The organism is Allobosea sp. AK1 (genome assembly GCF_006714945.1).
Classification (GTDB): domain Bacteria; phylum Pseudomonadota; class Alphaproteobacteria; order Rhizobiales; family Beijerinckiaceae; genus Allobosea; species Allobosea robiniae.
Window position 1 is genome coordinate 509,007 of the sequence record NZ_VFMG01000001.1, and the last position, 20,935, is coordinate 529,941.

Here is a 20,935-nt window from a genome sequence, read left to right on the forward strand (position 1 = left end):
TGGCCATGATCGCTCCCCAGACGACGCCGCAGGGCCGCGCCCTGCTCGAGATCGAGCAGGTCACCATGCGCTTCGGCGGCCTCACCGCCGTCAACGCCCTCTCCTTCCAGGCCCACAAGGGCGAGATCACCGCGTTGATCGGCCCTAATGGTGCCGGCAAGACCACCTGCTTCAACTGCATCACCGGCTTCTACAAGCCGACGCAGGGCATGGTCTCGCTCAACCATGACGACGGGTCTAGCTACCTGCTCGAGCGCATGCCGGACTTCCGCATCTCCTGGAAGGCCAAGGTCGCCCGCACCTTCCAGAACATCCGCCTGTTCGGCGGCATGACGGTGCTGGAGAACCTGCTCGTCGCCCAGCACAACCCGCTGATGCTGGCCTCAGGCTTCACCTTCCTCGGCGTGCTCGGCATTGGCGGCTACAAGGCCAGCGAGAAGCGGGCGATCGAGAAAGCCAAATTCTGGCTCGACAAGATCAACCTGACCCACCGCGCCGACGATCCCGCTGCCGACCTGCCCTATGGCGACCAGCGCCGGCTGGAGATCGCGCGGGCCATGTGCACGGACCCGGTCCTGCTCTGCCTCGACGAGCCGGCCGCGGGCCTCAACCCGCGCGAAAGCCTCGACCTCAACAATCTCCTGCTCTCGATCCGCAAGGACCTGGGCACGGCGCTGCTGCTGATCGAGCACGACATGTCGGTCGTCATGGAAATCTCGGACCACGTCGTGGTTCTCGACTACGGCACCAAGATCGCCGACGGCACGCCGGCCGAAGTACAGGCCGATCCCAAAGTCATCGCCGCCTATCTCGGCGTCGACGACGAGGAGGTCGAAGAGGTCGAAGCGGAGGTCGGCATCTCGTGACTGCAGCCCAGCCTGAAACTCAGCCTCCCGCCCAGCCCCTTCTGGCCGTCCGTGGCGTCAAGACCTATTACGGCAAGATCATCGCGCTGAAGGGCGTCGACATCGACGTCAACCCCGGCGAGATCGTCACCATGATCGGCGCTAACGGCGCCGGAAAATCGACGCTGATGATGACGATCTTCGGCAATCCGCAGGCCCGCGAAGGCTCGGTCACCTATGAGGGCCGCGACATCACGCGGATGCCGAGCCACCAGATCGCGAGGCTGGGGATCGCTCAATCCCCGGAAGGACGCCGCATCTTCCCGCGCATGACGGTGTACGAGAACCTGCAGATGGGCGCCGCCGTCCGCAATTTCGAGAACTTCGACGAGGACCTCGAAAAGATCTGCGTGCTCTTCCCGCGCATCAAGGAGCGCCTGCAGCAGCGCGGCGGCACGCTCTCGGGCGGCGAGCAGCAGATGGTCGCGATCGCGCGCGCCCTGATGGCGCGCCCCAAGCTCCTGCTGCTGGACGAGCCCTCGCTCGGTCTTGCGCCGCTGATCGTGAAGCAGATCTTCGAGGCGATCCGCGAACTCAACCGGACGCAAGGGCTTACCGTCTTCCTGGTCGAGCAGAACGCCTTCCACGCGCTGAAGCTCGCCCATCGCGGCTATGTGATGGTCAACGGCGTCGTCACGATGAGCGGCACCGGCAAGGAACTGCTCGCCAATCCGCAGGTGCGCGCCGCCTATCTCGAAGGCGGCCGGCACTGAGATGAGACGGCGGAGGAGCACCTCTCCTCCGCTGCAACTTTTTGATGAGAGACGGCTGCACGCCACCCATGTCATCGCTGTGGTGATGTCAGCCGCTTCCAAAGCCGCCTGAAGCCGGGAGCACGAGATGCAGGGCATCCTCTACGAAGAACCGACGATCTGGCTCTTCCTGCTGGTGACCGTCGTCATGGGCGGCTGGCTTGCCTGGATGGCGGGCCGCGCCATCGCGCTGACCTGGCGGCCGAACTGGCAGCTCGTCGTCTACATGCTCGTCCTCGGCCTGTTCGTGCGCTTCATCCATTTCGCGCTGTTCGAGGCGACGCTGCTGACCGTCCACTACTACGTCGTCGACACGATCGTGCTTGTCGCCTTCGGCTATGCCGGCTGGCGCTACACCCGCGCCAAGCAGATGACGCGGCAATATCACTGGCTGTTCGAGCCCGCCGGCCCCTTCGGCTGGAAGCCCCGCGCAGGCGCCGTGATCCGGCCCGAACTGCTCTAGGAAATTTGCGAGCTTGTCGCGTGACAGACCATCGGAAAAGCGCAAGACTGCGGCTCACGATGGCCAGAACGCGCCGAGACGGGCGGCCCGTCCAGCCCGTTGATCAATCAATACAGGGGAGTTGCATCACATGAAGAAACTGCTGTTGGGCGGCATTGCACTCGGCGCGGTCCTCGCCTTCTCCGGCATGGCCAACGCGCAGATCAAGCTCGGCGTCGGCGGTCCGATCACCGGCCCGAACGCTGCATTCGGCGCGCAGCTCAAGAACGGTGCCGAGCAGGCCGCCGAGGACATCAACGCCGCCGGCGGCGTCCTCGGCCAGAAGATCGCGGTCAGCGTCGGCGACGACGTCTCCGATCCGAAGCAGGGCGTCTCCGTCGCCAACAAGTTCGTCGGCGACGGCGTGAAATGGGTGGTCGGCCACTTCAACTCCGGCGTCACCATGCCGGCGTCCGAAGTCTATGCCGAGAACGGCATCCTGATGATCTCGCCTTCGGCCACCAACCCGAAGATCACCGAGCGCGGCCTGTGGAACACCTTCCGTGTCTGCGGTCGTGACGACCAGCAGGGCGGCGTTGCGTCGGCCTATCTGCTGAAGAACTTCAAGGACAAGAAGATCGCCGTCGTCCACGACAAGACGACCTATGGCCAGGGTCTCGCCGACGAGACCAAGAAGGGCCTCAACGCCGGCGGCGTCAAGGAAGTGCTCTACGAAGGCATCAATGCCGGCGAGAAGGATTTCTCGGCCCTCGTCTCGAAGATCAAGGCCTCCGGCGCCGACTACCTCTACTGGGGTGGCCTGCACACCGAAGGCGGCCTGATCGTGCGCCAGATGCGCGACCAGGGCCTCAAGACGATCCTCGTCTCCGGCGACGGCATCACCACCGACGAGTTCGCCACGATCGGCGGCCCCGGCGTCGAAGGCACGCTGATGACCTTCCCGCCGGACCCGCAGAAGCGCCCGGAGGCGGCCGCTGTCATCAAGAAGTTCGCGTCCAAGAACTTCAAGCCGGAAGCCTACACGCTCTACAGCTACGCTGCGGTCCAGATCATGGCGGAAGGCGCCAAGCGCGCGAACTCGGTCGATCCGAAGAAGATCGCCGCCGCGCTGCATGGCGGCCAGCCGGTCAAGACGGTGATCGGCGATATCGGCTTCGACAAGAAGGGCGACATCACCCGTCCGGACTACACCGTCTACACCTGGAAGAAGCAGGCCGACGGCAAGATCACCTATGTCGAGAATTGATCTCGGCGGCTGATCCGGCCTCCTGAACGAAAGAGCCCGCCCCGGATCGTCCGGGGCGGGCTTTTCGTTGGCGAACCCGCCATGGCGGGAACCGGTCCGCCGGCTGTTGTCCCGGCAGGTAATCGTGATGACGGCGAAATCGCAGGCCGGCTACTGATTCACTTTCTGCGAAACCACGCTCAAGCTCTTGAGAAACCCTGCGAAACGCAGAAGTCCGTCCGGCCAGGGACCGTGCCCGGATTCGCTGTTAAGATGGCCGCTATCGCCGGCCTCGACGAATTCCGAGCCCCAGGCTTCGGCCAGCGCCCGCGCCTCGTCCGGCGTGCAATAGGGATCGGTTGCGCTGGCGATCAGCACCGAGGGGAACGGCAGCTTCTCGCGGCGATGCGCGACGAAATCCGGTCCCATGCCGGGCACCGCACCCTTTGCCCTCTCCGAAGCCGGCGCGACCAGGAAGGCACCGGCAACCTCGCCGCGATGGAGATGCTCGGCGGCAAAGGCGATCGCACTGCAGCCGGCCGAATGCCCGACGAGCACCACGGGCCGCGTCGCGGAGCGCACGGCCTTCACGATCTCATCGGCCCAGACATGGCGGGAGGGCTTGTACCAGTCCGCCTGCTCGACGCGGCGCGCCGTCTTGAGGCGGGTTTCCCAGCGGCTCTGCCAATGGTCGGGCCCGGAGCCCGACCAGCCGGGAACGATAAGGATATCGACGTCGGAGGATTTCATCAGGCCTAGATAGACCTGCCGACGCCGAAGTCCAGAGCGTCACGCCTCGCCGAATACCCGGCGGAAGATCGTGTCGACATGCTTGAAGTGATAGCCCTCGTCGAACATCGCCTTGAGCTCGGAGGCCGAGAGCTTTTCCGCGACGTCCTTGTCAGCCATCAGGTTGGTGAGGAAGTCCTCGCCATGCTCCCAGGTCCGCATCGCGTTGCGCTGAACCAGGGAATAGCTCTCCTCGCGGCTGGCTCCGGCTTGCGTCAGGGCCAGCAGCACGCGCTGCGAATTGTGCAGCCCGCCGAGCCTGTCGAGGTTCTTGCGCATGTTCTGCGGGTAGACCAGCAGCTTGTCGACGACGCCGGTGAGCCGCGCCAGCGCGAAATCGAGCGTCACGGTCGCATCCGGCCCGATCATGCGCTCGACGCTAGAATGCGAGATGTCGCGCTCGTGCCAGAGCGCCACGTTCTCGAGCGCCGGCGTGACCATGCCGCGCACGAGACGGGCAAGCCCGGTCAGGTTCTCGGTGAGCACCGGATTGCGCTTGTGCGGCATCGCCGAGGAGCCCTTCTGGCCCGGCGAGAAAAACTCTTCGGCTTCGTAGACCTCGGTGCGCTGCAGATGCCGGATCTCGATCGCCAGCCGCTCCACGCTGGAGGCGACGACGCCCAGCGTCGCGAAATACATCGCGTGCCGGTCGCGCGGGATCACCTGGGTCGAGACCGGCTCGACGGCGAGCCCCATCTTCTCAGCGACATAGGCTTCGACCTGCGGGTCGATATTGGCGAAGGTGCCGACGGCGCCCGAGATCGCGCAGGTTGCGATTTCGGCGCGGGCCGCAATGAGGCGGGCGCGGCAGCGATCGAACTCGGCATAGGCCTGCGCCAGCTTCAGTCCGAAGGTCACCGGCTCGGCATGGATGCCGTGCGAGCGGCCGATGGTCGGGGTCAGCTTGTGCTCGAAGGCGCGGCGGCGGATCGCGGCGAGCAGCGCGTCGACATCGGCGATCAGAATGTCGGTGGCGCGCGCGAGCTGGACCGAGAGCGTGGTGTCGAGAATGTCCGACGAGGTCATGCCCTGGTGAACGAAGCGCGCCTCCGGCCCGACGATCTCGGCCAGATGCGTCAGGAAGGCGATGACGTCATGCTTGGTGACGCGCTCGATCTCGTCGATGCGCGCAACGTCGAAGACGGCATCCTTGGCCTTGGCCCAGATCGTCGCGGCCGCTTCCTTCGGCACGACGCCGAGTTCCGCGAGCTTGTCGGTCGCATGCGCCTCGATCTCGAACCAGATGCGGAAGCGGGTCTGCGGCTCCCAGATGGCGACCATCTCGGGGCGGGAATAGCGCGGGATCATCTCTGGCCTTCCACTGATGATGTCAGCGTTTCAAATCTCAAACCCACGACCCGCGCGCAGCCTCGGCCGCCTTGCGGATCGCTTCGATATTTCCGGCATAGGCCGAAGGCCCGCCCTTGAACACGGCGGAGCCGGCGACCAGCGCATCGGCACCGGCCTTGACGACGAGCGGCGCAGTCTCAGGGGTAACCCCACCATCGATCTCGATGGAGATCGGCCGGTCGCCGACCAGCGCCTTCACCTGCGCGACCTTCTCGACCACCGAGCGGATGAAGCTCTGCCCACCGAAGCCGGGATTGACCGTCATCAGCAGGATGAGATCCACATCTTCGATCAGCGCCTCGACGGCGCTCGCCGGCGTACCTGGGTTGAGCACGATGCCGGCCTGCTTCCCCTGCGCCTTGATCGCCTGGATCGTACGGTGCGGATGCGGACCCGCCTCGACATGGAAAGAGATCAGGTCGGCGCCGGCCTTGGCGAAGGCTTCGACATAGGGGTCGACGGGCGCGATCATCAGATGCACGTCGAAGAACTTCTTGCTGTGCGGGCGGATCGCCTTCAGCACATCCGGACCGAAGGTGATGTTCGGCACGAAATGCCCGTCCATCACGTCGCAGTGGATCCAGTCGGCACCGGCGGCGTCGATCGCGCGCACCTCCTCGCCGAGCTTGGCGAAATCGGCCGAGAGGATCGACGGGGCGATGCGGATGGGGCTGGTCATGGCCGGGGGTTTAACGCCCCAAGCCGCCTGCCGCAATCAGGCGGAGCGCAGTTTCACCGGAAAGGACAGCCTGCGGTCCGCTTCCGCCATTTCTGCGACAACTTGCGCGAAAGCCGGACGCAGCTTCAAGCGCGCATACCACTCGGCCAGCCCGGGATAGCCATCGAGCGACGGCCCGCCGAGGCGGCGGATGAAGAGCACGCTCATGAACAGGGCGATATCGGCCACGGAAAGCCGGCCACCGAAGAACGGACGCCCAGCCAGCTTCTGCTCCAGCACGTCGTAATGGCGCAGCAGCCCCTCCTCGGCGATCAGCGCGTCGGCCTCCTGCGCGATCCGACGATCGCGATCCGGCGCGGGCGGCTCGGTGCGATGCATCAAGGGCTTCAGGGCCTGGAACAGGATCTCGTCGCCATAGAGCTCGTCGAGCCGGCAACGCGCCCGCTCGACGGGTGAATCCGGCATCAGCTTCGGCTCGGGATAGGCCTCGTCGAGATATTCGTTGATCACCGTGGAATCGTAGAGCACGAGCCCGCAATCGGTCAGCACCGGCACCTGCCGCTTCGGGTTGAGCGCCAAGACCTCGGGATGCCGGGGATCGTAGCCGGTCGTCTGGTTGAACGGCACCACGACGCGCTGGAAGGCGAGGCCCTTCTCGGTCAGCGCGATCTCGACCTTGCGTGAGAACAGGCTCAGCGGCCCGGAATAGAGGGTGATCATGGCGCGGCTCTCCTGCGACGGAGAAAGCCTCGCAAGCCCCTGCGTCAGCGCCCGTCAGCAGCCTCCCGGCGCCGGATACGAGCCGCGATGCCGCCGAGCAGCCAGGGCAGCAGGTAGATCGGGAACTGTGCCAGAGCGAAATAGAGGAAGGTCTTCGGCGAGACGCCCGCCCCCAGCGCTGCGACGAGAAGGCCCATGTTCCGCTGCCCGGCGCCGTAACCGATCATGAAACGCTCGGAGGCTGGCAGCCGCCGCAGAATAATCCAGCTCGAGATCAGGCCCGCGGCCGAAACCGCGAAGACGCAACCAAGCACGAACAGCACGAGCCTGGGATCGTCGAGCGCAGCGTTGGTCACGCCGTCCATCGCGGCGATGGCGAAGATGAAATACATCAGCACGCCGAAGCCATCGAGATTGGCCTTCATCGCCTTGACGCGCGCCAGCCCAAGCCACATCCGGATCGCGGTAGCCACCGCCATGCCGCCGCCGATGAAGATCAGCAGGCGCAGCGTCAGCGCCCAGCGATCGAGAGGGACCGCCCCCCCGGCGAGCAGTTCGACCATGATCGGTGCGACGATGGGGCTCACGATCGTGGTCAGGATGACGCTGGCGATGATCAGCGAGGGCTCGAAGCCGTAGAGGATCGCCACGGCGGGCGAGGACATGATCGGCGGCGCCGCGCCCATGATGGCGAGCCCGAGCACGATGCCGGGATCGAGGTTCTCGCGCCCGACCAGCAGGAGTGCTCCACCGATCAGCAGCACCGGCCCGGCGATCAGCCAGAGGCAGCTCGCAGCGAGCTTGGCCGGGCGCCGGAGCAACCCGAGCGTCACGCTCATGTCGAGCCGCATGAACACGACCGTGGTGAAGCAGAAGATCGTGATCGGCAGCGCCGGCCGCGCCATCGCCGAGAATTGCGGCAGTGCCAGGCCCAGGAAGATCGAGAGCGCGAAGCCTTGCGTGCCGTGACGGCCAAGCCACGCGAGCGCGGCAGCGAGGAAGGCGGCAGGGTGCATCGGTTGGGCTCTGGAATCACGCGCGAGACAGACGCACACTGGCTGAAGGTGCGCCCAGCGTCACCTGCGGGGAAGGCAGCCCGGTCCTGCGCCGGCACAAAATTGCGCACTGAACAGCCAGAAATAAGACATCATGGGCCGATGGCAAAAATAGGCGCAGAAATTGCGAAAGATTGCGCTGTTTCGCGCAAAATCCGGTCGTGACGCTGACAAGCCCGCGCAAACCGGTATCCTTGCGGGAAAAGGGGTTGGCAGGAGCAGGTCATGAAGGTGGATACGATCGTTCTCGGCGCGGGTGTCGTCGGCATCTCGGTCGCGCTTCATCTCCAGAAGGCCGGGCGCGCCACCTTGCTGGTCGACCGTCGCGCTCCGGGCGAGGAAACCAGCTACGGTAATGCCGGCCTGATCCAGCGCGAGGGCGTCTACCCCTACGGCTTCCCGCATGATTTCGGCGCGCTCATCCGCTACGCGATGAACAACACCATCGACGCACATTACCATTGGAGCGCGATCCCGAAGCTCGCCCCGTTCCTGTTCTCCTACTGGATGCATTCGCGCGCCTCGCAGCACGAGGCGATCGCCCATAAATACGCGACGCTGATCGAGCACTGCGTCACCGAGCATGACGCCCTCGCGCAGGAAGCCGGCGCCACCAACCTGCTGCGCCGCGACGGCTGGATGAAGGTGTTCCGAACCGAGAAGGAACGCGACACCCGCCTCGCCGAGGCAGCCCGCTGGAACCGCGAATTTGGCCTGAACTATCGCGCGCTCGACATGGCGACCCTGAAGGCCGAGGAACCGCATCTCGACCATGGCAGCCTGATCGGCGGCCTGCACTGGACCGACCCGACCACGGTGGTCGACCCGCTCGGCCTGTCGAAGGCCTATGTCGCGCTGTTCGAGAAGCTCGGCGGTAGGCTCGCCATCGGCGATGCCGGCACGCTCCAGCAGAACGGCGCCGGCTGGACCGTCACCCTCGCCGACGGTACCACGGCCGAGGCCAAGGATGTCGTCGTCGCGCTCGGCCCCTGGGCCGACGTGCTCAGCAACAAGCTCGGCTACCGCCTGCCGCTCGCGGTCAAGCGCGGCTACCACATGCATTACAAGCCGCAGGGCAATGCCGTGCTCAACCATCCGGTGCTCGACACCGAGCGCGGCTATTTCCTGGCCCCGATGCTGCAGGGCGTGCGCCTGACCACCGGTGCCGAATTCGCCGACCGCGATGCGCCGAAAACGCCGGTGCAGCTCGCCCGCGCCGAACCGATCGCCAAGGCCCTGTTCCCGCTCGGTGAGCGTCTCGATGCCGAGCCCTGGCTCGGCCGCCGCCCGTGCACCCCGGACATGATGCCGATCATCGGCCCGGCACCGAAGCACAAGGGCTTGTGGTTCTCCTTCGGCCACGCCCATCACGGCCTGACGCTGGCTGCTGTCACCGGCCGCATGATCGCGGAAATGGTGACCGGCCAGAAGGTTTTCGTCGATCCGACGCCGTTCGCACCAGCACGGTTCGTCTGAGGCACCGGCTGCCGAAGGGCGCCTGCTGAAGGGCGCTGTCATCCCGTGCGCGCCGCAGCGTGCAACGCTGCTGCAGACACGGGACCGTCACCCGGAAAAAGGCGCCTTCTCGTCGCACGATCCCGCATCAGCGCAGCAGCACTGCGTGCCGCAGCGCGTGCGGGATGACACCATGGCAGCGCATGCGGGATGACAGACCTGCGTCCTGCCCCCTCGCCGTCCGCCGCACTCCCTGCCACGATCCGGCTCCCGATTCCCGACCGAGACCTTGCCATGGCCCTCGCCAAACCGCCCGTCCAGGACAATGCCTACGCCGCCGCGCTCGCTTTGCTCGACCGCGTCCCGCTGATCGACGGCCATAACGACCTGCCCTATGTCATTCGCAAGGACGGCAAGGCGAAGGGCGACGTCGCCACTTACGGCCTCGACAAGGTCCATGCCGAGGGCGACACCGACATCCCGCGCATGCAGGCCGGCAAGATGGCGGCGCAGTTCTTCGCGGCCTATGTCCCGCCGAAGCAGCCCAATCCCGCCGGCTTCGCGCTCGCCCAGATCGCGCTGATGCGCGACATCCTCAAGCGCCACGCCGACGCCTTCCGTCCGGGCCTCTCCGCCGCGGATGTCGAGGCCGCCAAGGCCGAGGGGCGCATCGCCCTGTTCATGACCATCGAGAACGGCTCGGCGGTCGATGGCGAACTCGATGCGCTCGACGCCTATTACGATCTCGGCGTGCGCCTGATGACGCTCTGCCACAACGACACCACCGACTGGTGCGATTCCGCCACCGACGCCCCGCGCCATAACGGCCTCACCGGTTTCGGCAAGGACGTGCTGCGGAGGATGAACAAGCTCGGCATGGTGATCGACCTCGCCCATGTCGCGCCGAAGGTGATGCATGACGCGCTCGACGTTTCCAGCGCCCCGCTGGTCTGGTCGCATTCGAACGCCTTCACGCTCTGCGACCACCCACGCAACGTCCCCGACGACGTGCTCGACCGCGTCGCCGGCAATGGCGGCGTGGTGATGGCGACCTTCGTGCCGGACTTCATCAGCCAGGCTTCGCGCGACTGGCACCGCCCGGCCAAGGACCAGTACGGCAAGAGCCCCGAAGGCGTGGACCATGACAAGGTCGAGGCCGAGATCGCCGCCAAGTCCGGTCCGCGTCCGAAGGCGACGCTGCCGGAGTATTGCGACCATGTCGAATACCTCGCCAAGCGCATCGGCCATGACCATGTCGGCATCGGCTCGGACTTCTTCGGCTGGGTCAATCCGGATGGGCTCGAGGACACCACGACCTTCCCCTCGGTGATCGCGGAGCTGATCCGTCGCGGCTGGTCGGAGGAGAACCTCACCAAGCTCGCCAGCGGCAACATACTGCGCGTGCTGCGCGCGGTCGAGCAAGCTGCGGCCTGAGGGCTCCACACCTCGTCATGGTCGGGCTTGTCCCGACCATCCACGTCTTGGCTTGTCGGGCGTGGGTTCAAGACGTGGATGCTCGCCACAAGGGCGAGCATGACGTATGAGCTTGTCACCGCGCCCGGCCATCCGGAACGTGAAGCAAGCCTCATCGCAAAGACAAGACCTGATTTCCATGACCGGTTCCGGCACCGACCGCACCCGCCCGGCCGTCCAGGCCCCCGCCCCCGTCGTCATACTGGTCGAGCCGCAGCTCGCCGAGAATATCGGCATGTGCGCCCGCGCCATGGCGAATTTCGGCCTCTCCGAGATGCGCCTCGTCGCCCCGCGCGACGGCTGGCCGAGCGGCGGCGGCCTCAAGAAGGGCGCAACCGCAGCCGCCTCCGGAGCCACCCATATCCTGGAGAATGCCCGGCTCTTCGACAGCGCAGCAGAAGCCATCGCCGACCTCAACCACGTGTTGGCAACGACCGCCCGCGAGCGCGGCCAGATGAAGCGCGTGCTGACCCCGGCGGAAGCGATGCCCGAGGTCGCCGGGCGCATCGGCTCCGGCGAGCGCGTCGGCATTCTGTTCGGACGCGAGCGCATCGGCCTGACCAACGAGGAGATCAGCCTTGCCGACGCGATCCTGACCTTCCCGGTCAATCCCGCCTTCGCCTCGCTGAACCTCGCCCAGGCCGTGCTGCTCAACGGCTATGAGTGGTTCAAGACGACCCATGGCGAGCCGCCCTTCCGCGAGAACAACCCCTCGCCGCCGGCCAAGCGCGAGATGATCCTGTCGATGTTCGATTATCTCGAAGCCGAGCTCGATCTCTGCGGCTTCTTCCCGCCCGGCAAGAAACCGGTGATGACCGCCAACCTGCGCGATGTCCTGCACCGGCTCGACATGACCGAGCAGGAAGCTCGGACGCTGCGCGGCGTCTTCAAGTCGCTGGTCGAGGGGCCGAAGAAGGCGCGGCTCCTTGCAAGGCAGGCCGGAGAGGCCGAAGAATAAAAAAAGCCGGCCCCGAAGGGCCGGCTCGTCTGGTCGGGGGGTCTCGAAACGCCCGGTCAGAATTGGTACTTCAGCGTCGCCTTCACGGTACGGCCCGGCTCGCTGTAATAGTCGCGGGCCTGGGCCAGAACGCCCGTCGGCACCGTCACGGCATCCCAATATTTCCTGTCGAAGATATTGTAGACGCCGACCTGCAATTCAAGGTCTGCGATCTGCGGCATCGGCCGCCACCAGGCCATGGCGTTGAAGATCGCATAGCCCGGCGCCTGGAAGCCCTGCGTCGAGCCCGTCGTGGCGACGCTCTTGCGGGCACCGGCCAGCTTGGTCGACAGCTCGCCGCCCCAGTTCTCGTTGCCATAGGCGATGGCGAGGATGCCCTGCACCGGCGGGATCGAGTTGAGACCGATGCCGGTGACCTTGTTCTTGCCATCGGTATAGGCGAAGGAGCCGCGCACCAGCCAGTTCGGCGCGAAAGCGTATTGCATGTTCGCCTCGACGCCGGAAATCCCGACGCGCGCCACGTTCTGCGGGCCCTGGATGCCGCCCTGCGGATAGAGCCCGCCCGGAGGCGCGATCTGCACCGTCTCGATGAAGTTGCGGTAGTTCGTGTGGAAGAAGGTCACCGAACCGCCGAACGCCTTGTCGCCGAAGCGGAACCCGACATCGATGCCGTTGCTGGTTTCCGGGCGCAGGTCAGGGTTGCCCCTGCGCAGATAGGTGCCGACCGCGCCGAAATTCGCATAGAGCTCGCTTGCGGTCGGAGCCCGGAAGCCCTTCGACCACTGTGCGAACAGGGTGACGTCCTTCAGATAGGGCGCGTTCTTGATGATGTCGTATTCCAGCCGGACGCGCGGCGACCAGGCGTCGTCGCTGGATGCGGCCGGCATTCCCGCATAGGACGAGCTCCCGAGATAGGACGCCGTCGCCTTCGGCTTTTCCTCATACCGATCGAAGCGGACGCCCGGCGTCAGGCGCAGCGTGTCGTTGAGGAAGCCGAACTGATGATGCGCGTAGAACGCCACCATATTGCCCTCGACGCGCGGCGTGTCGGACTGGTTGGTATGCAGGTTGTTGCAGGCCGAGAAAGGCGCATAGGGCGGGCGGCAACCGTCCAGCCCGGCTGAATACTGGTCGAGCGTCGATGCGCGCAGTTCGGTGCCGAGCGTCAGCTTGTGCGAGACCGGGCCGGTGATGAAGCTCTTGATCAGGTGGCCGTTGAAGCCGAAGGACTTTTCCTCGACCTCGTTGTTGCGGGCAAAGGGACCGACGACGCTGGTGTAGCGATAGGCGTTGAGGATCGAGTTCCGCTTCACGCCCTGCCAGTAGAGATTGGCGTGCGCCTCGTCGATGAAGCCGCCGGGCTGCTTGTAGTCATAGGTCAGCGAAACGCGCTTGCGCTCCACGTCTTCCTGGGTCTGGTGCGCGCCGGGACGATAGTTTCCGGTGAGCGAGACCGCGTTGGTCCGCGTCTGGATCTTCTCGTCGCGCTTGAAGATCTCGCCGGTCAGTCCGAAGCGATGCACCTCGTTCACATACTGATGCAGCTTGGCGAGGAAGCTGTACTGATTGAAATCGGCCGGGTTCGGCTCGGTGCGAGCAGCGCCGATCGTCGGATTCGAGCCGCGGTTATCGACCTCGTGCCCTCTCCGGAAGCCACCCTGCAACAGCGCCCAGGTATTGTGGAAACGGCCGGCCACCGCGCCGCTGCCGAACCAGGCCTTGTCGGTCGTGTCGAACCCGGTCTTCGCGAGACCGCCGACCGTCTTGCCCGGGCGGATCAGGTCTTCTGGATCAAGCGTTCGCACCGCCAGCGCGCCGCCGAGCGAGCCCGAGCCGAGCGTGCTGCCGCCGCTGCCGCCGCGCAGGAGGTCGAGCGTCGACAGCGAGTCGAAATCGAAGGCCGTGCCGATGCTGCGGTCGATGCGGGTGTCCTGAATGAAGGGCTGACGGATGCCGTCGACCGTGGTCAGCACGCGCGCGCCGTCCAGGCCACGGATGTTCACCGAGCCGTTCACCCGGTTGAAGGAGATGCCGGCCTCGAGCCGCTGCGACAGATCAGCGATGCTCTGGATCTGCTGGCGGTCAAGCTCCTCGCGCGTCGTGCGCGTCGTCGTCGGGCCGCCCAGCAGTGCGCCACCCGGCTGCCCCTCGCCCTGGACGTTGATCTGGTCGAGCACGACGGGCGTGTCCGCATTCTGCGCCACGGGGGCGGTGCGGGCCCGGCTCTGCTGCTGCGCGATGGCGGGCGATGCCAGCAGAACCACCATCAAGCTGCCGAGCGCGACCCCTTCGCGCAATGTACCGGAATGCATCCCCATGGCCTTGACCCGTCCTTCTGAACGCTGCGGGTCAAAGCCGCCGCGCCCCAATAGTTTTAAATTAATACAAACAAGGTCTTATCTGCCCAGATAAGACAATATTCGGATATTGAGCGACTCGATGACTGTCAATTGCCTGCTACACGAAGGACATCTTCCGATGCAGGAAGAACACAATAGTAGAATTCATCTAAACAATAATATTTGATCGCATCGTTCTAAGCTGAAGCCTGTAGCCGAGGCTCACCGGCTCCCGATCTCGTGATCGCATCCTGCCCCTCGCCCGCCAGCTTCCCGTTGCAATGCAGCGGCAGGGCTCCAACATGCGGAGCATCAAGGGACGCTACAGATGCTCGACCGCCGGACGATGTTGACGGGAACAGGCGCCTTGGCCGCGAGCTTCGCCATGGCCGGCCGGGCGGCAGCCGCGTCTGATACCGACGTCGTCGTGATCGGCGCCGGCGCGGCCGGCATCGCCGCGGCGCAGGCCCTGCGCGGCGCCGGGCGCCAGGCCGTCGTACTCGAAGCGCGGGACCGCGTCGGAGGGCGCGCCTTCACCGATGCCTCGCTCGGTCCGGCCTATGATGCGGGCGCGATGTTCATCCACTGGGCCGAGCGCAACCCCTGGGTCCAGATCGCCCGCGATCTCGGCATCGCCACCCCTGCCGAATCCTGGGGCAGCGGCTTCAAGGTCTTCGCCGACGGCCGACCGATGGCCGATTCCGACCGCAACCGGCGCCGGAGCGCATTCGGCCAGATCGACCGCCGGCTGGAAACGGTCGATCTCACGCAACGCGACATGTCGATCGCCGAGCTCCTGGGAGATCTCGGCCCGGAACTCGCGCCCGTCGCGGCATCCGGCCTGCTGCTTTCCATTGGCGAGGAATCGAGCCGCATCTCGGCGCGCGACTATCAGCGCCTGTGGTCGGGGGATGATCTCGTCGTCCCCTCCGGCTACGGCAATCTCGTCGCGCGCTCGGCCACCGGGCTGGACATCCGCCTGAACGAGCAGGTCGAGACGGTCCTCTGGGACGGACCGGGCGTCACCGTCACCACGCGTTCGGGCACGCTGCGGGCCAATGCCTGCATCGTCACGGTCCCGGTCGGCGTGCTGAAGGCCGGGACGATCCGCTTCATCCCGGAGCTGCCGGCCGCGACGCGCGACGCGCTCGCCGGCCTGCATATGGGCGCGCTGACCAAGATCGCGCTGAAGGTCGAGGGCGACCGTTTCGGCATCACGCCGGGCGCGAGCTTCCTCGAAGCGGCAGCCCCCGAACGCCTGATGAATCTCGACATGTTCCCCGGCGGGCAGGACATCGTCATCGGCTATTGCGGCGGCGATTATGCCCGCAAGCTCTCGGAGGCCGGCACCGACGAAGCCCGCGCCCATCTCGTCGATCTCCTGGCGAAGATGATCGGCTCCGATGTCCGCAAGGCGGTGAAGGCGGTCTCCTTCCCGGCCTGGTGGACCGATCCCTTCGCCCGCGGCTCCTATTCGATCTGCGATCCCGGCCACGAGGCGGCGCGCGACGCCCTCGCCCAGCCGATCGGCAACCGCCTCTTCATCGCCGGCGAGGCGACGGCCGGAGGCGGCGCCATGACGGTCGGCGGCGCGACGCTCGCCGGCCGCGCTGCGGCAGCGGCGCTGACGCGCCTGAAGGCTTGACGGGTATCAGACAGCGCTCGGCCGAAGCGCCAGTTCCCAGTTCTGACCGACGAGATCCTGCCCGAAGGAGTGGTGCTCCTCCTCCGCCACCAGCCTGAAGCCTTCGCCGACATAGATGCCGCGCGCCGCATGCAGGATGTCGTTGGTCCAGAGCACCATGCGCCCGTAGCCGGCAGCGCGCGCGAAACCGATGGCCTCGCGGACCAGCCGCTTGCCGAGCCCCAGTCCATGCGCACGCTTCTCGACCAGCACAAGCCTGAGCTTCGCGGTCGTCGCGTCCTCCTGCACAACGAAGGCGGAACCGACAGGCTGGCCATCCAGCTCCGCGATGAAGCAGCGCTCGCGGTCGGGCTTGAACTCGCGCAGGAACTTCGCGGCGATTTCCGCTACGAGCGCCTCGAAACTCAGATCCCAGCCATAGTCCTCGGCATAGAGCCGGCCATGGGCGCCGATGACCCAACCCATGTCGCCGGCCCGATGCTCACGGATAACCGGCGCGGAACGATCACGAACATCGCCGGCGAGAAGCCGCTCGGTATCGGCGAGCGCATCGACAAGCCTCGCCTGCTCGAGCGGTGCCAGCCGCCCCAGGATCGCCCCCGCCTGCGCGCTCGAAGCCTCGTCGAGCGGCTGGAAGGCCGCCCTGCCCTTCGCCGTCAGGCGCAGGCGCCAGGCCCGGCCATCGGCTACCGAGCGGCTGCGTTCGAGCCAGCCCTGCCCTGCGAAGCGCTTGAGGATGCGCGAGAGATAGGCCGGATCGAGATCGAGCGACTTGGCCATCTCGGCCGCCTGCCAATCGTCGCGCTGCGCCAACTCGTAAAGCACGCGCGCCTCGGCGAGCGCGAGGCCCGAGCCGTGCAGGCTCCCGCCGAGCGCCCCGACCCAGCGGGTATGGAAGCGGTTGAAGCGGCGGATCGCGGCGACGGCGGTCTCGGTGGTTTCCATGGCGCATCTCCAGCTGGAGCATTTCCGGCGAGCACCCGTTCGCCTGCAAAGCTCCATCTCTTTGTTTCGACGCAGTTCCGGGCGCAAAACCGCTGCGCACTTTTGCTGAACTCCTCCAGATGCCAACCGATTTAGTGGACGCAGTCAACTAAATTCGAGACAGCCGCTGAACCGGCCGTTGACCGTCCCTTAACCGGTCTCTGGCGGAGTCGCGCTTTGGCGTTTGCGGCACTCTCAATGCAAGTCGATCTCCTCGCCGGCGCGGGCCACCGCCCCTTCGCGATCCCCCGGCCCCGGCCCACCATCCTCGTCTTCGATTCCGGCCTCGGCGGCCTCACCGTGCTCTCGCGCACCACCCAGGCCTGCCCCGGCGCCCATATCGTCTACGCCGCCGACGATGCCGGCTTTCCCTATGGCCGGCTGGGCGAGAGCGAACTCGTCACCCGCGTGCTCGCCGTGATGGAGCGCCTCATTGCGCGCTTCCATCCCGATCTCGTGGTCATCGCCTGCAACACGGCCTCGACGCTGGTGCTCCCGGCGCTCAGGACACGCTTCGTCATCCCCTTCGTCGGAACGGTCCCCGCGATCAAGCCGGCCGCAGCCGCGACCCGCAGCGGCATGATCTCGGTGCTGGCCACGCCCGGCACCGTGGCGCGCGACTACACCCGCGAGCTGATCGAGACCTATGCGGCCAGCCACCGCGTCACGCTCGTCGGCGCGACGCGGCTTGCCGGCCTTGCCGAGCAGGCGCTGAAGGGCGAGGCCGTGGACGACGCCGTTCTCGCCGCCGAGATCGCCGCCTGCTTCGTCGAAGCCGACGGCCGCCGCACCGATGTCGTCACCCTGTCCTGCACGCATTATCCCCTGCTGCTGGAACGGATGAAGCGGCTCGCGCCCTGGTCGGTCGAGTGGATCGACCCGGCTCCGGCGATCGCGCGCCGTGTCGCCGACCTCCTGTCCGGCGCCCGCGAGCCCGATCCGGCCTGCCACGACGCGACCGCGGTCTTCACCAATGGTTCCGGCCTGACCGGCCCCTTGCGGATCGCCTTGGCCGGCTATGGCCTGGCACAGGTCGTCGTCGAGCCCATGCCCCTGGCGAACTGAGGGAACCAGCCCGACCCCGAAGCGTTTAGGGTTCCGGCGACCATCGCAGAAGGAGCCAGCCTCATGAGAAAGCTGCTATTGCTGTCGGCGCTTGCCGCCAGCCTCGCCTTCGCCGGCGTCGGCACAAACACGGAAGCGCAGGCGAAGCCCCATGGCTGGCGTGGAGGCCATGGGCATCACGGCTTCTACGGCCACGGGCCACGCCGCCACCATGGCTGGAATCGCGGCCATCACTATGGCTGGTACAAGCACCGTCCGCGGCGCCACCATTATTATTATCGACCCTATGGCTACTGGCGCTGATTGCGGCTTTCCGCCTGTCCGGAATTGACTCGAAGCCGGCTTTCCGTCATACGCCCTCTCGTCGCGCGGCTCCTCACGGGGCCGCGTGGCTTTTTCCGCACCCGTGATCCGCTCTTCTTCGGAAGCTGGATCTGTCGCCCCGCAAGGGGACAGGAGGGCGCGGTCCTCAACTCGCGAACCTGAGAGGACACGCGACATGTCGAAGCGCCATGAGGCGAAGTACAAGATTGACCGCCGCCTCGGTCAGAACATCTGGGGCCGCCCGAAGTCCCCGGTCAACCGTCGTGAATACGGCCCCGGCCAGCACGGCCAGCGCCGCAAGGGCAAGCCGTCCGACTTCGGCACGCAGCTGCGCGCCAAGCAGAAGCTGAAGGGCTATTACGGCTCGATCTCCGAGAAGCAGTTCCGCCGCTACTACGCCGAGGCGATCCGTCTGAAGGGCGACTCGGGCGAGAACCTCGTCGGCCTGCTCGAGCGTCGTCTCGACGCGGTGATCTACCGCGCCAAGTTCGTCCCGACCGTCTTTGCGGCCCGCCAGTTCGTCAACCACGGCCACATCACCGTGAACGGCAAGCGCGTCAACATCGCCTCCTATCAGGTGAAGCCGGGCGACGTGATCGCGGTCAAGGATTCGTCGAAGCAGCTCGCCATCGTCATCGAATCGGCCGCGCTGGCCGAGCGTGACGTGCCCGATTACATCGACGCCGACCACACCAAGTTCTCGGCCACCTACACCCGCACCCCGACCCTGTCGGACGTGCCCTACGCGGTGCAGATGGAGCCGAACCTGGTCATCGAGTTCTACTCGCGCTGATCGGCGACAACGCCCTTGGCCTTTCGGGGCGCAGACGACATTCAGGGGACGGCCTTCGGGCCGTCCCCTTTTTCGTTCTGGCGATACGCCGGTTTGGCGGCATGATGCGCTCACCGATCGCGACCGGGAGAAATGGCATGAGGGTTTTGAAAGCGACGTTCGGCGCTTTGGCGACCGCCGCGTTCCTGCTCTCGACGGCGGTGGGATGGAACGTGGCGCTACCATCAGGCGCGTCGGCCGAAGTCCGCTTCGGACGCAATGTCCGCGTCGGCGGGCACGACTTTTCCAATCAAAGCTTCAATCGTAAGCGGCGCGCGGAGATCTATCTCTATGATCGCGCCCCGGCCCGTTCAGGCTGCGTCTGGCGCTCGGATGGCCGTGGCGGCAAGGTGAAGACCTGTCACCTGCGCCGAATCAGGTAGAATGCGCCGCGCGGCTGGGCGACGAAAAGCGGTTTCGGCCGGGAATGAACCAGGCGTGCAACGGCTCAGAGATGCGAGCCGACTTCGTTGCGGAAGAAATAGCAGCCCACTCCCAGGCAGCCGATCAGGATCGACAGCGCATAGGGCCCGAACAGGCAGACGATGAAGACCGAGCCGATGAAGGCCCGCATCGCCCAACATGACCATGTCTGCTTCATGGCTCACCTCTCGCATCGCAATCACTGACAAAGCGTAAACGGCGAGGCGTGAATCCAACCTGAATGGATATGGTAAATGCCTGAATTCCTTTTGAATTCCGTGTGTTAGGGATTTTGGCGAAAGCAGGGCGGAAAGCGCTCTTGTCCATATCTCCCAGCCGTACGGTAGCGTAGCGTCATCACTCCGGAGAGGAGATTCGCATGAAAAGACTTCTGCTGACCGCGTTCGCTGTGTGCTGCATGGCCGGCGCCGCCCAGGCGCAAAGCTGCAACCTTCAGGCCACGGACAAGAAGCTGGCCGGGGCGGCGAAGACGAGCTTCCTGACCAAATGCGAGAAAGATGCGGGCGCCGCCTGCGACAAGCAGGCCGCCGACAGGAAGCTGGCCGGCGCCGCCAAGAACAGCTTCACCAAGAAATGCGTCTCGGACGCGGTCGGCGGCTGAGACCGGGCGCCCACGAGCCGGACGTGAAGAGCCGCGCCCAAGACAGGGTGCGGCTCCTTTCAGTCATGGACCTGTTGGGAATGGGCCGGCGTCAGCGTTCAGTCGTCGTTCCGGTCGTCGCGATCCCGCCAGTGCCTGCGTCCATCGCGGTCACCACGATCGCCGCGCTCCCAGCGGTCGTCACGGTCGTTGTCATGCCAGCCACCACGCCAGCCGCGCATCTCGCGGAAGCGCTCGCGCCCTTCCGCCATGGCCTCGCGCACCGAGCGGCGCAGCACCGTCTTCTGCTCGTCGCTGAGCGTCGTCCAGAGCGGGCGCACGGCGTCGGCCAGTTCCTTGGAGCGGGCTGCACGCTCGCCCTGTCGGTTGGCGGTGGCGTCGAGGCGCTCCATCAGATCGGCATGGCGCAGCGCCTCGCGCCGCTCGCGCATCGCTTGCCAGCGCTCGCCGCGCTCGGAACTGCGCTGCTTGATCAGCCCCTCGACCTTGTCGAAGAGAGCCGTCTGCTCCGGGCTGAGCTTGAGATCGGCGCGCACCTTGGACAAGCGCTCTTCCATCCGCTCCTTGGCGCGCTCGGCCCGACGCTCGCGCCATTCGTCGCGGCGCTGTTCACGGCTTTCGCTGCGTTCCTGCTTCTGGTCGCTGCCGCCCGCGGGCGGAACCGGCTGCGGCTGAGCCAGCGCGAAGCTGCCGGCAAGCATCGCGATCGACGATGCGGCGATGAGGGCAATGGGTTTCACGGGCAATCTCCTTGGAACAGTCCAGTCGAAGCGTCGCGCAGCGGGTCTCGAAGCCGATTGGCGATAGCGTGAACCTGATCCTGCCGGCCTGACCCGGCAATGGCCAGCGGATGAAAAGATCGTAATGTAGCGACAAC

The 20,935-nt window shown here is 66.0% G+C and carries 22 protein-coding genes; 13 read left to right on the forward strand and 9 right to left on the reverse strand.

From position 1 onward, the window contains the following. Positions 1–5 precede the first annotated feature (5 nt). From FHT98_RS02605 to FHT98_RS02620, 4 genes are all read left to right on the forward strand, one after another. On the forward strand, positions 6–866 hold the full coding sequence (locus tag FHT98_RS02605) for an ABC transporter ATP-binding protein (protein WP_061967290.1): 861 nt from the start codon (positions 6–8) through the stop codon (positions 864–866). Beyond that, positions 863–1,618 carry an ABC transporter ATP-binding protein gene (locus tag FHT98_RS02610; RefSeq protein WP_061966963.1) on the forward strand — a complete coding sequence of 252 codons (756 nt, stop codon included), beginning with the start codon at positions 863–865 and terminating at the stop codon, positions 1,616–1,618. The genes FHT98_RS02605 and FHT98_RS02610 overlap by 4 nt, the downstream gene beginning before the upstream one ends. 127 nt (positions 1,619–1,745) lie before the next feature. Next, positions 1,746–2,120: a DUF6867 family protein gene (locus tag FHT98_RS02615; protein ID WP_061966962.1), complete on the forward strand. Its 375-nt coding sequence runs from the start codon at positions 1,746–1,748 to the stop codon at positions 2,118–2,120. A 130-nt stretch (positions 2,121–2,250) separates the two neighbouring features. After that, entirely contained in the window at positions 2,251–3,366 is a 1,116-nt protein-coding gene (locus tag FHT98_RS02620) for a branched-chain amino acid ABC transporter substrate-binding protein (protein WP_061966961.1), read from the forward strand. Positions 3,367–3,516: 150 nt separating this feature from the next. Here the strand turns inward: FHT98_RS02620 and FHT98_RS02625 are convergent, their stop codons facing one another. From FHT98_RS02625 to FHT98_RS02645, 5 genes are read right to left on the reverse strand one after another with little or no spacing between them, the layout of a single operon-like run. Beyond that, complete coding sequence (locus FHT98_RS02625; protein ID WP_142112189.1) at positions 3,517–4,095, reverse strand: RBBP9/YdeN family alpha/beta hydrolase; 579 nt, start codon at positions 4,093–4,095, stop codon at positions 3,517–3,519. A gap of 39 nt (positions 4,096–4,134) precedes the next feature. Beyond that, positions 4,135–5,442 (reverse strand): adenylosuccinate lyase, encoded by a 1,308-nt coding sequence (gene purB, locus FHT98_RS02630; RefSeq protein ID WP_061966959.1) that lies wholly within the window; start codon positions 5,440–5,442, stop codon positions 4,135–4,137. A 37-nt stretch (positions 5,443–5,479) separates the two neighbouring features. After that, entirely contained in the window at positions 5,480–6,163 is a 684-nt protein-coding gene (rpe, locus tag FHT98_RS02635) for a ribulose-phosphate 3-epimerase (RefSeq protein WP_142112191.1), read from the reverse strand. 36 nt (positions 6,164–6,199) lie between these two features. Then, positions 6,200–6,883, reverse strand: a complete 684-nt coding sequence (locus FHT98_RS02640; RefSeq protein ID WP_244492801.1) for a glutathione S-transferase family protein — start codon at positions 6,881–6,883, stop codon at positions 6,200–6,202. Positions 6,884–6,927: 44 nt separating this feature from the next. Then, positions 6,928–7,899: a hypothetical protein gene (locus FHT98_RS02645; protein WP_091856563.1), complete on the reverse strand. Its 972-nt coding sequence runs from the start codon at positions 7,897–7,899 to the stop codon at positions 6,928–6,930. A 264-nt stretch (positions 7,900–8,163) separates the two neighbouring features. Here FHT98_RS02645 and FHT98_RS02650 point away from each other — a divergent pair, with 264 nt between their 5' ends. The 3 genes from FHT98_RS02650 (at position 8,164) to FHT98_RS02660 (ending at position 11,824) form a co-directional block, all read left to right on the forward strand. Further along, positions 8,164–9,414, forward strand: coding sequence for an NAD(P)/FAD-dependent oxidoreductase (locus FHT98_RS02650; RefSeq protein WP_142112193.1), 1,251 nt, complete (start codon positions 8,164–8,166; stop codon positions 9,412–9,414). A 273-nt stretch (positions 9,415–9,687) separates the two neighbouring features. Continuing rightward, positions 9,688–10,827 carry a dipeptidase gene (locus FHT98_RS02655; RefSeq protein WP_185745048.1) on the forward strand — a complete coding sequence of 380 codons (1,140 nt, stop codon included), beginning with the start codon at positions 9,688–9,690 and terminating at the stop codon, positions 10,825–10,827. Between the two features lie 178 nt (positions 10,828–11,005). Beyond that, positions 11,006–11,824 (forward strand): RNA methyltransferase, encoded by an 819-nt coding sequence (locus tag FHT98_RS02660; RefSeq protein ID WP_091856560.1) that lies wholly within the window; start codon positions 11,006–11,008, stop codon positions 11,822–11,824. A gap of 56 nt (positions 11,825–11,880) precedes the next feature. On the opposite strand, the gene FHT98_RS02665 is transcribed toward FHT98_RS02660, so the two are convergent. Continuing rightward, positions 11,881–14,142, reverse strand: a complete 2,262-nt coding sequence (locus tag FHT98_RS02665; protein WP_142112197.1) for a TonB-dependent hemoglobin/transferrin/lactoferrin family receptor — start codon at positions 14,140–14,142, stop codon at positions 11,881–11,883. 349 nt (positions 14,143–14,491) lie between these two features. Here FHT98_RS02665 and FHT98_RS02670 point away from each other — a divergent pair, with 349 nt between their 5' ends. Then, positions 14,492–15,808 (forward strand): flavin monoamine oxidase family protein, encoded by a 1,317-nt coding sequence (locus tag FHT98_RS02670; protein WP_142112199.1) that lies wholly within the window; start codon positions 14,492–14,494, stop codon positions 15,806–15,808. A gap of 6 nt (positions 15,809–15,814) precedes the next feature. On the opposite strand, the gene FHT98_RS02675 is transcribed toward FHT98_RS02670, so the two are convergent. Then, entirely contained in the window at positions 15,815–16,753 is a 939-nt protein-coding gene (locus FHT98_RS02675; RefSeq protein ID WP_142112201.1) for a bifunctional helix-turn-helix transcriptional regulator/GNAT family N-acetyltransferase, read from the reverse strand. A gap of 237 nt (positions 16,754–16,990) precedes the next feature. On the opposite strand from FHT98_RS02675, the gene murI reads away from it, so the two are divergent. The 4 genes from murI (at position 16,991) to FHT98_RS02695 (ending at position 19,396) form a co-directional block, all read left to right on the forward strand. Further along, positions 16,991–17,857 (forward strand): glutamate racemase, encoded by an 867-nt coding sequence (gene murI, locus FHT98_RS02680; protein WP_142112203.1) that lies wholly within the window; start codon positions 16,991–16,993, stop codon positions 17,855–17,857. 63 nt (positions 17,858–17,920) lie between these two features. Further along, positions 17,921–18,160: a hypothetical protein gene (locus tag FHT98_RS02685; RefSeq protein WP_142112205.1), complete on the forward strand. Its 240-nt coding sequence runs from the start codon at positions 17,921–17,923 to the stop codon at positions 18,158–18,160. 196 nt (positions 18,161–18,356) lie between these two features. After that, the gene (gene rpsD, locus FHT98_RS02690; RefSeq protein WP_061966947.1) at positions 18,357–18,974 is read left to right on the forward strand and encodes a 30S ribosomal protein S4; all 618 of its coding nucleotides are present in this window, start codon (positions 18,357–18,359) and stop codon (positions 18,972–18,974) included. Positions 18,975–19,111: 137 nt separating this feature from the next. After that, the gene (locus tag FHT98_RS02695; RefSeq protein ID WP_248309131.1) at positions 19,112–19,396 is read left to right on the forward strand and encodes a hypothetical protein; all 285 of its coding nucleotides are present in this window, start codon (positions 19,112–19,114) and stop codon (positions 19,394–19,396) included. A gap of 65 nt (positions 19,397–19,461) precedes the next feature. Here FHT98_RS02695 and FHT98_RS26080 read toward each other — a convergent pair whose 3' ends face one another. Next, positions 19,462–19,614, reverse strand: coding sequence for a hypothetical protein (locus FHT98_RS26080; protein WP_170843344.1), 153 nt, complete (start codon positions 19,612–19,614; stop codon positions 19,462–19,464). 201 nt (positions 19,615–19,815) lie between these two features. Between FHT98_RS26080 and FHT98_RS02700 the strand changes: the two genes are divergently transcribed. After that, a complete protein-coding gene (locus FHT98_RS02700; protein WP_061966933.1) occupies positions 19,816–20,058 on the forward strand; it encodes a hypothetical protein in 243 nt (80 codons plus the stop codon). A 98-nt stretch (positions 20,059–20,156) separates the two neighbouring features. Here FHT98_RS02700 and FHT98_RS02705 read toward each other — a convergent pair whose 3' ends face one another. Further along, the gene (locus FHT98_RS02705; protein ID WP_142112207.1) at positions 20,157–20,798 is read right to left on the reverse strand and encodes a Spy/CpxP family protein refolding chaperone; all 642 of its coding nucleotides are present in this window, start codon (positions 20,796–20,798) and stop codon (positions 20,157–20,159) included. Positions 20,799–20,935: the final 137 nt, after the last annotated feature.

Excerpts from the sequence above, each read along its gene's own strand:
- purB (WP_061966959.1), bottom strand. The coding sequence starts at position 5,442 with ATGATCCCGCGCTATTCCCGCCCCGAGATGGTCGCCATCTGGGAGCCG.
- FHT98_RS02615 (WP_061966962.1), top strand. The coding sequence starts at position 1,746 with ATGCAGGGCATCCTCTACGAAGAACCGACGATCTGGCTCTTCCTGCTG.
- FHT98_RS02695 (WP_248309131.1), top strand. The coding sequence starts at position 19,112 with ATGAGGGTTTTGAAAGCGACGTTCGGCGCTTTGGCGACCGCCGCGTTC.
- FHT98_RS02685 (WP_142112205.1), top strand. The coding sequence starts at position 17,921 with ATGAGAAAGCTGCTATTGCTGTCGGCGCTTGCCGCCAGCCTCGCCTTC.
- FHT98_RS02605 (WP_061967290.1), top strand. The coding sequence starts at position 6 with ATGATCGCTCCCCAGACGACGCCGCAGGGCCGCGCCCTGCTCGAGATC.
- FHT98_RS02620 (WP_061966961.1), top strand. The coding sequence starts at position 2,251 with ATGAAGAAACTGCTGTTGGGCGGCATTGCACTCGGCGCGGTCCTCGCC.
- FHT98_RS26080 (WP_170843344.1), bottom strand. The coding sequence starts at position 19,614 with ATGAAGCAGACATGGTCATGTTGGGCGATGCGGGCCTTCATCGGCTCG.
- FHT98_RS02655 (WP_185745048.1), top strand. The coding sequence starts at position 9,688 with ATGGCCCTCGCCAAACCGCCCGTCCAGGACAATGCCTACGCCGCCGCG.
- murI (WP_142112203.1), top strand. The coding sequence starts at position 16,991 with ATGCAAGTCGATCTCCTCGCCGGCGCGGGCCACCGCCCCTTCGCGATC.
- FHT98_RS02625 (WP_142112189.1), bottom strand. The coding sequence starts at position 4,095 with ATGAAATCCTCCGACGTCGATATCCTTATCGTTCCCGGCTGGTCGGGC.
- FHT98_RS02660 (WP_091856560.1), top strand. The coding sequence starts at position 11,006 with ATGACCGGTTCCGGCACCGACCGCACCCGCCCGGCCGTCCAGGCCCCC.
- FHT98_RS02670 (WP_142112199.1), top strand. The coding sequence starts at position 14,492 with ATGCTCGACCGCCGGACGATGTTGACGGGAACAGGCGCCTTGGCCGCG.
- FHT98_RS02700 (WP_061966933.1), top strand. The coding sequence starts at position 19,816 with ATGAAAAGACTTCTGCTGACCGCGTTCGCTGTGTGCTGCATGGCCGGC.
- FHT98_RS02645 (WP_091856563.1), bottom strand. The coding sequence starts at position 7,899 with ATGCACCCTGCCGCCTTCCTCGCTGCCGCGCTCGCGTGGCTTGGCCGT.
- FHT98_RS02650 (WP_142112193.1), top strand. The coding sequence starts at position 8,164 with ATGAAGGTGGATACGATCGTTCTCGGCGCGGGTGTCGTCGGCATCTCG.
- FHT98_RS02665 (WP_142112197.1), bottom strand. The coding sequence starts at position 14,142 with ATGGGGATGCATTCCGGTACATTGCGCGAAGGGGTCGCGCTCGGCAGC.
- FHT98_RS02640 (WP_244492801.1), bottom strand. The coding sequence starts at position 6,883 with ATGATCACCCTCTATTCCGGGCCGCTGAGCCTGTTCTCACGCAAGGTC.
- rpe (WP_142112191.1), bottom strand. The coding sequence starts at position 6,163 with ATGACCAGCCCCATCCGCATCGCCCCGTCGATCCTCTCGGCCGATTTC.
- rpsD (WP_061966947.1), top strand. The coding sequence starts at position 18,357 with ATGTCGAAGCGCCATGAGGCGAAGTACAAGATTGACCGCCGCCTCGGT.
- FHT98_RS02675 (WP_142112201.1), bottom strand. The coding sequence starts at position 16,753 with ATGGAAACCACCGAGACCGCCGTCGCCGCGATCCGCCGCTTCAACCGC.